Below are 9,863 nucleotides of genomic sequence, written 5' to 3' on the forward strand. Positions count from 1 at the left end.
GGGGTTCGTCCTAGGATCGAGCGGCCGCACGACCGGCGAGGATCGCCGGAAGGGGGTCGATGGAAGTCATGGAGCGGTTGTCGGCGTTGCCGGGCCTGCTGCTGCCGGGCGCGGTCGGCCGGGGCGCGTTGCGATGCGGGCTGCTGCCCTTTTCCTCGGGCGCCTTCTGGAGCGCACCCTTCGATTCGCTGCCGCGCATGTGGCCGCTGTCGTTGACCGGCGCGCCGTGGCCGCTGTCGCGATGCGGATCCTGGGCACCGTCCTTCATCATCGTCGCCTGCATGCAGGTTTCGCCCGGCTTGGTGCACATGCCGACGATGCGATCGAACAGCTGCGGCTGGACCGCGACGTAGCGGCTCGCCGGCACCTTCTCGCTCGGCTTTTCGAGCTGGAGATAGGTCGGCAGGTCGAGACGCTTCTGCGCGGTGCGCGCTTCCGATGCCCATTTGGCGAAGGCGGCATCGTCCATGCTGTCGACCGTGAAGGTCATGTCGGAAAAGCCCGCGCCGCTGTAATTGGCGGACATGCCGTTGAACCGGCCCGGCCGGTTGAGCACGGCGTGCAGCCGCGTCTCCATCCCCGGCATCGAATAGATCATGCCCGCCATCGCGGGGACGTAGAAGGTGTTCATCACCGACGACGAGGTGATGCGGAAGCGCACCTGGCGGTTCATCGGGAGCACCAGCTCGTTGACCGTCGCGACGCCCTGTTCGGGATAGATGAACAGCCACTTCCAGTCGAGCGAGACGACCTGGATCTCCAATGGCTTGTCGGTCTTCGCCAGCGGCCGGCCCGCGGCGATCCGCGCGAGCGGGCGATAGGGATCGAGCGCGTGCGTGCTGATCCACGTCAGCGCGCCGAGCGCGATGATGATGAGCAGCGGCGCCGACCAGATGATGAGTTCGAGGCCGGTCGAATGATCCCAGTCAGGCGCGTATTCGGCCTCTTCGTTGGTGTGGCGATACTTCCACGCGAACAGGACGGTCAGCGCGATCACCGGCACGATGATGAGCAGCATCAGGCCGGTCGACCACAGGATCAGGTTCGCCTGTTGCCGGGCGACGTCGCCGGACGGGTTCATCACCACCCAGTCGCAGCCGCCCAGCAGGGCGGGCGCGGTGAGCGCGACGGCGGCAGCGCGAAGGCGCGGGCGGGGGAACGGGAGTGTTCGCATCGTCACGTCAGGTAGGCTCCCGTGCTGCGCTGCAAAATAGGACATTTTGTCCTATCCCCGCGATGGTCCGTTCGCGGTATGAAGACAGGATCGCGCTGCGTCCGTTTCGGGACGGGGCGCGTTGATGACCGGTGGCCTTCTGGCTGCGAGACGACAGGACTGCATGACATGTCAGTGGCTTCCGCCCATTCCGGATCGCTCGAACGCGATGCACGCACGGTCAACAGTCGGGGCGACCATGAGGTCCGTCCGGGCGAGATCGCGATCGGCGTCGTCATCGGCCGGACGTCGGAATTCTTCGACTTCTTCTGTTACGCGATCGCGTCGGTCATCGTCTTCCCCGCGCTGGTGTTTCCCTACGTCGACCGGCTGACCGGCACCTTGTGGTCGTTCGCGCTGTTCCCGCTGGCGTTCATCGCGCGGCCGATCGGGACGCAGGTGTTCATGTGGGTAGACCGCGAATACGGCCGCGGCACCAAGCTGACGATCGCGCTGTTCCTGCTCGGCACCTCCACCGTGTCGCTCGCCTTCCTGCCCGGCTATGGCGAGGTCGGTGCGGCGTCGGCGTTCCTGCTCGCCGCGTTCCGCATCGGCCAGGGGCTGGCGCTGGGCGGTGCCTGGGACGGGCTCGCATCGCTGCTCGCGCTCAACGCGCCGCCGGAAAAGCGCGGCTGGTATGCGATGGTGCCGCAGCTCGGCGCGCCGCTCGGCCTGATCGTGGCGAGCGCGCTGTTCGCGTTCCTGCTCGCCAACATGGAGGCGGTGGACTTCCTGTCGTGGGGCTGGCGCTATCCGTTCTTCGTCGCCTTCGCACTCAACGTCGTCGCGCTGTTCGCGCGGCTGCGCATCGTCGTGACGCCCGAATATACCGAATTGTTCAAGAGCCGCGAACTGACCCCGTCGCGCGTCACCGCGACGGTGAAGGCGCAGTGGCGCAACATCGTCATCGGCGCCTTCGCTCCGCTGGCGAGCTTCGCCCTCTTCCACATGGTCACGGTGTTCCCGCTGTCGTGGATCGCGCTGTACACCGACGAGAATATCGCCCGCTTCCTGGGGATCGAGATCATCGGCGCCGTCTTCGGCCTCGGCGCGGTGGTGATTTCGGGCCTGCTCGCGGACCGGATCGGCCGCCGGTCGGTGCTCGGCTATACCGCCGCCGCGATCGCGGTGTTCAGCGGCTTCGCACCGCAGCTGCTGGCCGGCGGCGATGCGGGCGAACTGGCCTTCATGATCGGCGGCTTCGTGCTGCTCGGCCTGTCGTTCGGCCAGTCGTCGGGCGCGGTGACCAACAACTTCCCCAAGCGCGCGCGCTACACCGGTGCCGCCCTGACGTCGGATCTCGCCTGGCTGTTCGGGGCGGGCTTCGCGCCGCTCGCGGCACTGGTGCTGGCGAGCCAGTTCGGGCTGCTCGCCGCGGGCGGCTACCTGTTGTCGGGTGCGGTCGCGACGCTGGTCGCACTGGGGCTCAACAAGGAACTGGCGCGCCGGCTGGACTGACGGTGGCGCGTCGGCGGGGGGCGGGTGTCACTCACCGCCGAAGCCGCCGCCGCTGCCCCGACCGAAGCCGACACCACCATCCCGGCCATGGCCGCCACCGCCGCGGCGATGTCCGCCGGGTCCACCACCCCTCCGGCCCGCGGCGGCGGCACGGCCGCTGACATGGGGCAGCTCGTCCCAGGTCAGCCTGCCATCCTTGCGCTTGTCCAGTGCCGCGAAGCGCTTGTCGGCGGCGTCGGCGAATTCGCGTGCGTCGATGCCGCGGTTGAGGTTGGCATCCGCCGCGGTCACCGGCTCGGGCAGGTCGAAATAGGTGTAGCGCGCCGCCCCCAGCTTGCCCGCGTCATAGGCCGGCGCCTTCGATTCGCCTTCCGATCCCGAATCGGATCGCGCGACGATCCCCGGGCCGCCGTCGCGCGAGCGGACCTCCGGCGCGATCGTGCTCTCGTAATAATCGATGTCGTCCGGATCGATCTCGCCGTCGTGGCCGCGATCGAGCATCGCGAAGACCCGGGCGGCATCCGCGCGGAATTCCGCCGCGGTGATCGCGCCGTCGCCGTTCGCATCCGCACCCGCAAACCACGCGCGTTCGGGGTCCGGCGCGGCCTCGGTGCCGTGGAAGGGCTCGCCCATCGGGCTGATGAAGGTGCGGCGGTGCCCCTGCTGCGCGGTGGCGGCACCGGCGCCGAAGAGCAGCGTGACGGCGGCGACGATGGTGGTGCGATGCATGGCGGGTCCTCGGTTGCCTGGCGACGGTGAACCAGCCAGATGTTGCTGCCGGATGTCCGCGGCGCCGCCATGCGCGGCGCGTTGATATTCGGGGGACACAATCGCCCGTCATGAAAGGCCGATGATGAGCCAATCGAACACCGGCGCGACAGGGGACCAGCCGGCCGCGATCCTGGTCGTGGACGACGATCGCGAGATCCGCACCCTGTTGACGCAAAGCCTCGGCGCACGCGGCTATCGCGTCCAGTCGGCGGCGAACACGCGCGAGATGGACGCCGTGCTGGAGCGCGACCGGATCGATGCGGTGCTGCTCGACGTGATGATGCCGGGCGAGGACGGCATCTCCGCCTGTCGCCGCATCACCCGCGACGGCGGCCCTGCGGTCATCATGCTGAGCGCGCTGGGCGAGGAGCGCGACCGGATCGTCGGGCTGGAGATCGGCGCGAGCCACTATCTGCCCAAGCCGTGCAGCGCGCGCGAGGTCGTCGCCACGGTCCGTGCCGCCCTGCGCAGCCGCCAGCAGGCCGAGCCGGTCGACCGGTCGCGGCTGACCTTCGACGGGTGGACGATGGACCTGCTCGCGCACGAGCTGTTCGACGCGCAGGGCGTGCTGGTCGGCCTGACCGACGGCGAATTCGCGTTGCTGCGCGTCTTTGCCGAACGGCCGCGGCGGGTGTTGTCGCGCGAATGGCTGCTGGAGGCGGCGCGCGGTCCCAATTCCGACGCGTTCGACCGCGCGATCGACGTGCAGATCAGCCGCCTGCGCCGCAAGCTGCGCAGCGGCGGCGACGACATCATCCGCACGATCCGCAACGAAGGCTATCTGTTCGTGCCCCCGGTCACCCGCGCATGACCACCACGACGCAATCGCGCTGGGCGGCATGGGGCTGGGTCCGCCAGTCGCTGTTCTGGCGCGTGTTCCTCGTCATGCTGTTGAGCGTCGCGGCGGTGCAGGCGCTCAACGTCGCGCTGGTGGTCTTCATCACCCCGCCTACGCCGCGCATCTATTCGGTGCCGCAGGTGGTGACCGCGCTGCGCACCGGCGCCGATGCGAGCGGCGAGCTGTTGCTCGCGCACGATGCGACCAACCCCGAACCCTTCGACGAGCGCGGCACCCGCGTCGGCCGCCTGATCGCCACGCAGCTCGGCATCCCCGAAGAGCGCGTGCGCGTCCATTTCGGCGGACCACCGCCGATGTTCTTCGCCGCGATGCCGCGGCGCGAGGGACGGCCGCAGCCGCCGCATTTTCCCGATGCGCGCAACCAGATCCTGTTCGGCCATTTCGCCGTCTCGGTCCGGCAATCCGACGCCAGCTGGGTGACCGCGCGGGCGGCACGGACGGGGTTCGAAAGCTGGCGATGGCGCGCCTTCCTATGGCTGCTCGCCGCGATGCTCGCGGTCGGGCCCTTCGCCTGGCTGCTCGCCCGCCGGCTGACCAAGCCGATCGCCGCCTTCGGCGAGGCGGCCGAGCGGCTGGGCCGCGATCCGCGCGCCGCGCCGGTGCCGCTCGGCGGCCCCGCCGAGATCGCCGATGCAGCCGCGGCGTTCAACCGCATGCAGGCGCGGCTCAACCGCTATGTCGAGGATCGCACGACGATGATCGCGGCGATCGCGCACGACCTGCGCACCCCGCTGATGCGACTCGGCCTGCGGCTGGAGGGCGCGCCCGAGCCGCTGCGCACGCAGAGCGAGGGCGACATCCGCGACATGCAGGCGATGATCCAGGCGGCGCTCGCCTTTTTCCGCGACGAAACCCGGATGGGCGAGCGGCGGCGGCTCGACCTGCGCTCGCTGGTCGAGAGCGTGACCGACGACCTCGCCGATCGCGGCGAACCGGTGACGTTGCACGACGGCGCGCCGCTAGTCGTCGCGGGCGATGCCGCGGGGCTGAAGGCGCTGGTCGCGAACCTCGTCGGCAACGCGCTGAAATATGCCGGCGATGCCGAGGTGACGCTGTCGCAGGCCGACGGCCATGCGGTGATCGCCGTACGCGATCACGGCGCGGGCATCGATCCCGACGACCTCGACCGCCTGTTCGAGCCCTTCTTCCGCGGCGAACGGTCGCGCAACCGCGACACCGGCGGGATCGGCCTGGGGCTCAGCAGCGTGCGCGGCGTCGCGCGTGCCCACGGCGGCGATGCCGCCATCGCCAACCATCCGGACGGCGGCGCGGTCGCGACGGTGACGCTGCCGCTGTGATCCGGCGCCGCGCTATCCCAGCTGGTCGGCGACGATCCAGCGCCGGCTGATCGCGGTGCGCATCAGCAGCAGCCCGCAATGCACGCAGCGGGCGCGGCGCACGCCGCCGACGTTCGTCTGCTGGCGACCGGGCCGATGACGGGTGGTGAAACAGGTGGCGATCGACGGCGAATCCGGCATGCACGGGCTCCTTCGCGCGACCCATCGCGCGACCGTGTTGCAGCCGGATGTCCAGACCGGACCTAAATGGCCGGTCCGGCCTCGCCGTCAGCGGGGCGGATCGATCGGCGCGACCGCAAGCACCTCGATCGCATCCTCGCGCCCGTTGAAGGGCAACCGGTCGCCCGGTTCCGCGCCGGCCAGTACGCGCGCGAGCGGGGCGCCATAAGCGAGGCGATCGGCGTTCGGATCCGCCTCGTCGTCGCCGACGATCGCGATCGTCCGCACGCGGCCGCCGATCCGCACCGACACCTGCGTGCCGAAGCCGGCGCTGCCGTCCGCCGGCGCGGACGTCGGCACCGCGGTCGTCCGCCGCGTCTGCCAGTAGCGCAGGTCGCGCCTGAGCGGCTCGACCGCGTCGGCGGCGGCGCCCGCGATGGCGGCGGTGAGCGCGTCGATGCGCGCGTCGATCAGCGCCTTGCCGGCGATGGTGACGAGGTTGGGCGAGGCGGGGATGGGCAGTTCGAATTTGGGTTCGAGATGTTCCTCGTCGCTCTCGCGGCGGAATGCGACGCTCATGATCCGACCCCTTCCACACTGTCCCAGCTTCGGACAGGTCGCGCTTAACCAACTATCTCTCTGGTCCGGATCGTAAACGAGGCGTTAACATCCCCATCATGACCAGACGCCTTGTCCTCACCAACGAGTCCGCCCGCCACCCGTTCCGGCAGACGCTGCCGCCGCCGGTGCTCCCCGACGTGCGCCGTCACGACGATTCGGACTGGAAGCTCTTCCTGCTGAGCTTCGCGGCCTTTTTCACCTGTCTCTATACGTTCCTGTTCTAGGACCCGCGTCAGTCGCAGGCGGCGTGAAGCCGCTGCGCGATCCAGGCGGAGACCAGGCACATGCCCGCGACCAGGAACAGCATGTCGACCGGCTGGACGCCGGCCATGTTGATGCCGATCGCCGCGATCGACCCCAGCGTCATCGCACCCGAATTGACGACGTTGTTGGCCGCGACCGTCCGCGCCGTCTGGTCCTTTTCCACCGTCGTGGTGAGGAATGCGTACAGCGGCACGACGAACATCCCGCCGGTCGTCGCGATGGCGAGCAGGGACAGCATGATCGGTATCGCGCGCGGCTGCGCGACGAAGGCGCTCCAGTCGTAGAAGCTGCCCGGCGCGGCCGGCACCCAGTGCCGGCACAGGAACGAGAAGATCACAACGAACACGCCCATCGCGATCACCGACACCGGCGAATAGCGCGCGCTGATCCGGCCCTTCAGCATCGTGTTGATGACGACCGAGCCGATCGCGACGCCGACCGAGAAGACGGCGATGGCGCCGCTCGCGACGCGTTCGTCCGCGGTCAGCACGTTTTTCACCAGCGGCGGGAAGATGATGATGAGCACCGCCCCGATCGTCCAGAAGAAGCTGATCGCGCAGATCGCCAGGAACAGCCGCGGGATGTGCATCGTCGCCGCGATCAGCCGCCACGAGGCGGTGAAGGGATTGTAATTGAGCTTCAGCCGTGGCCCCTCGCGCGGCGCCGGCGGCACCTGGCGCGCGGTCGCCCAGCCGATCACGGCGACGACCAGCACCAGCACCGCCGCGCCCTCGATCGGCAGGTAACCGGCCATGATCGTGCCGAGCAGGATGGCGAGATAGGTCCCAGCCTCGACCAGACCGGTGCCGCCGAGCACGTCGCAGGGTTTGAGATGCTGCGGCAGGATCGCATATTTGATCGGCCCGAAGAACGTCGAATGCACGCCGAGGAACAGCACGGCGCCCAGCATCAGCCCGACGCCCGCGGTCGGATGGCCGGCGCGCGCGACCATCAGCCCCGCGGCGCCCAGCAGCATGATGCCGATCTCGGCGGTCTTGACGATGCGGATGATCCGCGCCTTGTCGTGGCTGTCGGCCAATTGTCCCGCCAGCGCCGAAAAGAGGAAGAACGGCAGGATCGCGATGCCGGTCGCGAGCGCGTTGAAATTGGTTTCCATGTGCGGATCGTTGAAGATCGCATAGGTGGCGAACAGCACCATCGACGTCTTGAACAGATTGTCGTTGAACGCCCCGAGGAACTGGGTGGTGAAAAGGGGCAGGAAGCGGCGCTGCTTCAGCAACCCCATGGCATTCAACATGGCGTCAGACGGCCTTCGATCGTGGCGATATTGCGGCGGGCATAGCCCAGCCGGAATGCGTCGCCAACGCCTTAGGTGCGTCGCCCTGCCGACCGGGGTTACGTCCGCCCCCGCTCCGGGTTAGGAAGAGCGACGATGCTGACCCTTCCCAACCTCCTGACGCTGTCGCGGATCGTCGCGGTACCGCTGCTCGTCGCCTTCCTGTGGTGGCCGCGGTGGGAGGCGGGATTCGGCATCGCCTTCGCCCTCTACTGCCTGATGGGCATCACCGACTATTTCGACGGCTATCTCGCCCGTGCGCAAGGGGCGGTGTCGCGGCTGGGCGCGTTTCTCGATCCGATCGCGGACAAGATCATGGTCGCCGCGGTCATCCTGATGCTGGTCGGCACGCGTCACGACGACATGGCGCTCATCACCGGCGTCCACCTGATCGCGGCGCTCATCATCCTGCTGCGCGAGATCGCGGTGTCGGGCCTGCGCGAATTCCTGGCGGGGCTGCAGGTGTCCTTGCCGGTATCGCGGCTCGCCAAGTGGAAGACGACGCTGCAACTCGTCGCCTTCGGGGCGCTGATCCTCGCCGGCGCGCTGCCGGCGGAAACCTGGATCAAGGCGACCGGCCTCGCCTGCCTGTGGGCGGCGGCGGCGCTGACGCTGGTGACGGGCTGGGACTATCTGCGCGTCGGCCTGAAGCACATGGACTGACCGATGACGATCGAGATGCTGTATTTCGCCTGGGTGCGCGAACGGATGGGCCGCGCGCAGGAAACCGTCGCGCCGCCGCCCGCGGTGACGACCGTCGCCGCGCTGGTCGACTGGCTCGCCGCCCGCGACGCGGACAGCGCCGATGCGCTGGCGGACCGCGGCCGGCTGCGCGCCGCGGTCGACCAGGCGTTCGTCGCGATGGATGCCGACATCGCCGGCGCGCGCGAGATCGCGCTGTTCCCGCCGGTGACCGGCGGATGATCCGCATCCACGTCGGCACCGACCCGATCGACCCGGCCGCCGAACTGGCGCTGGCGGAAGCCGCCGCGGGCGCCGGCGCGGTCGCGACCTTCACCGGCCTCGTCCGCGCCGACGACGGCGTCGGCACGCTGGAGCTCGAACATTATCCCGGCGCGACCGAGGCGGCGCTGCACCGCGTCGCGGCGGCGGCGGCCAAACGCTGGTCGCTGCGCGCGGCGACGATCGTGCACCGCGTCGGGCCGATGGCGCCGGGCACGCGCATCGTCTTCGTCGCCGCCAGCGCCGCGCACCGCGCCGCCGCGCTGGAGGCGTGCGCCTACCTTATCGACCGGCTGAAGACCGACGCGCCGTTCTGGAAACGCGAGATCCGCGACGGCGAGGCCCGCTGGGTGGAGGCACGCGCCACCGACACCGACGCCGCGGCGCGCTGGGAGGCGTGATCGCGCCGCGCCCCTCGTCAGCACCGCGATGCGATGCCCGAGGACGCGGACGCCGTTAGGGCAGCGTCGGCACCAGGACGCCGTTGACGACGTGGATCACGCCGTTCGCCTGTGCGACGTCCGCGGTTTCGACATAGCTGCGGTTGCCGGTGACGCTGGTGAGCGTGATGACGGTGCCGGTCAGCGTCGCGGTCAGCGGCTGGCCGCCGAGCGTGGTCAGCGTCGCGGTGCCGCCGCCCGCGCGGATGCGCGCGGTCAGCTGTTCGGTCGTCATCGTGCCGGGCACGACGTGATAGCGCAGCAGCGCCACCAGTGCCGCGCGGTTCTCGGGCGCGAGCAGGTCCCCGGCGATGCCAGGGGCGAGCCGGGTGAACGCCTCGTCGCTCGGCGCGAACACCGTGTACGGGCCATCGCCGGCGAGCAGCGGGTCGAGGTCCGCCGCGTGCACCTCGGTCGCCAGCGTGTGCAGCCCCGGCGTCGCGGCGAGCGTGGCGGCGATCGTCGCCTCCGATTCGATCCGCGACGTGTCGACCGGAACCGGGGCGGGCAGCGCGGCCGG

The 9,863-nt window shown here is 69.7% G+C and carries 13 protein-coding genes; 7 read left to right on the forward strand and 6 right to left on the reverse strand.

What is annotated here, in order from left to right; translation table 11 throughout:
• Positions 1-10: 10 nt before the first annotated feature.
• Positions 11-1,174: a ubiquinol oxidase subunit II gene (gene cyoA / locus LPN01_RS18185; RefSeq protein ID WP_262829828.1), complete on the reverse strand. Its 1,164-nt coding sequence runs from the start codon at positions 1,172-1,174 to the stop codon at positions 11-13.
• A 168-nt stretch (positions 1,175-1,342) separates the two neighbouring features.
• Here cyoA and LPN01_RS18190 point away from each other — a divergent pair, with 168 nt between their 5' ends.
• On the forward strand, positions 1,343-2,671 hold the full coding sequence (locus tag LPN01_RS18190) for an MFS transporter (RefSeq protein WP_262829829.1): 1,329 nt from the start codon (positions 1,343-1,345) through the stop codon (positions 2,669-2,671).
• A 27-nt stretch (positions 2,672-2,698) separates the two neighbouring features.
• Here the strand turns inward: LPN01_RS18190 and LPN01_RS18195 are convergent, their stop codons facing one another.
• Positions 2,699-3,400: a hypothetical protein gene (locus LPN01_RS18195; protein ID WP_262829830.1), complete on the reverse strand. Its 702-nt coding sequence runs from the start codon at positions 3,398-3,400 to the stop codon at positions 2,699-2,701.
• Between the two features lie 121 nt (positions 3,401-3,521).
• Between LPN01_RS18195 and LPN01_RS18200 the strand changes: the two genes are divergently transcribed.
• Positions 3,522-4,253, forward strand: a complete 732-nt coding sequence (locus LPN01_RS18200) for a response regulator (protein WP_262829831.1) — start codon at positions 3,522-3,524, stop codon at positions 4,251-4,253.
• Positions 4,250-5,599 (forward strand): sensor histidine kinase, encoded by a 1,350-nt coding sequence (locus LPN01_RS18205; protein ID WP_262829833.1) that lies wholly within the window; start codon positions 4,250-4,252, stop codon positions 5,597-5,599. Before LPN01_RS18200 ends, LPN01_RS18205 begins: the two co-directional genes overlap by 4 nt.
• 12 nt (positions 5,600-5,611) lie before the next feature.
• Here the strand turns inward: LPN01_RS18205 and LPN01_RS18210 are convergent, their stop codons facing one another.
• Positions 5,612-5,779: a hypothetical protein gene (locus LPN01_RS18210; protein ID WP_262829834.1), complete on the reverse strand. Its 168-nt coding sequence runs from the start codon at positions 5,777-5,779 to the stop codon at positions 5,612-5,614.
• Between the two features lie 87 nt (positions 5,780-5,866).
• Positions 5,867-6,337, reverse strand: coding sequence for a GreA/GreB family elongation factor (locus LPN01_RS18215; RefSeq protein WP_262829835.1), 471 nt, complete (start codon positions 6,335-6,337; stop codon positions 5,867-5,869).
• Positions 6,338-6,435: 98 nt separating this feature from the next.
• On the opposite strand from LPN01_RS18215, the gene LPN01_RS18220 reads away from it, so the two are divergent.
• Positions 6,436-6,603 (forward strand): hypothetical protein, encoded by a 168-nt coding sequence (locus LPN01_RS18220; RefSeq protein WP_262829836.1) that lies wholly within the window; start codon positions 6,436-6,438, stop codon positions 6,601-6,603.
• A gap of 8 nt (positions 6,604-6,611) precedes the next feature.
• On the opposite strand, the gene LPN01_RS18225 is transcribed toward LPN01_RS18220, so the two are convergent.
• Entirely contained in the window at positions 6,612-7,901 is a 1,290-nt protein-coding gene (locus LPN01_RS18225; RefSeq protein ID WP_262829837.1) for an MFS transporter, read from the reverse strand.
• Positions 7,902-8,036: 135 nt separating this feature from the next.
• Between LPN01_RS18225 and pgsA the strand changes: the two genes are divergently transcribed.
• From pgsA to LPN01_RS18240, 3 genes are read left to right on the forward strand one after another with little or no spacing between them, the layout of a single operon-like run.
• Positions 8,037-8,603, forward strand: coding sequence for a CDP-diacylglycerol--glycerol-3-phosphate 3-phosphatidyltransferase (gene pgsA, locus LPN01_RS18230; protein ID WP_262829838.1), 567 nt, complete (start codon positions 8,037-8,039; stop codon positions 8,601-8,603).
• 3 nt (positions 8,604-8,606) lie between these two features.
• The gene (moaD, locus tag LPN01_RS18235; protein ID WP_262829839.1) at positions 8,607-8,864 is read left to right on the forward strand and encodes a molybdopterin converting factor subunit 1; all 258 of its coding nucleotides are present in this window, start codon (positions 8,607-8,609) and stop codon (positions 8,862-8,864) included.
• Positions 8,861-9,304 carry a molybdenum cofactor biosynthesis protein MoaE gene (locus LPN01_RS18240; RefSeq protein ID WP_262829840.1) on the forward strand — a complete coding sequence of 148 codons (444 nt, stop codon included), beginning with the start codon at positions 8,861-8,863 and terminating at the stop codon, positions 9,302-9,304. The genes moaD and LPN01_RS18240 overlap by 4 nt, the downstream gene beginning before the upstream one ends.
• 55 nt (positions 9,305-9,359) lie before the next feature.
• On the opposite strand, the gene LPN01_RS18245 is transcribed toward LPN01_RS18240, so the two are convergent.
• A partial coding sequence (locus LPN01_RS18245; protein WP_262829841.1) for a fasciclin domain-containing protein occupies positions 9,360-9,863 on the reverse strand: 504 nt, incomplete at its 5' end.

The sequence above is a fragment of the Sphingomonas sp. A2-49 genome (assembly GCF_025548555.1).
Lineage (GTDB): Bacteria > Pseudomonadota > Alphaproteobacteria > Sphingomonadales > Sphingomonadaceae > Sphingomonas.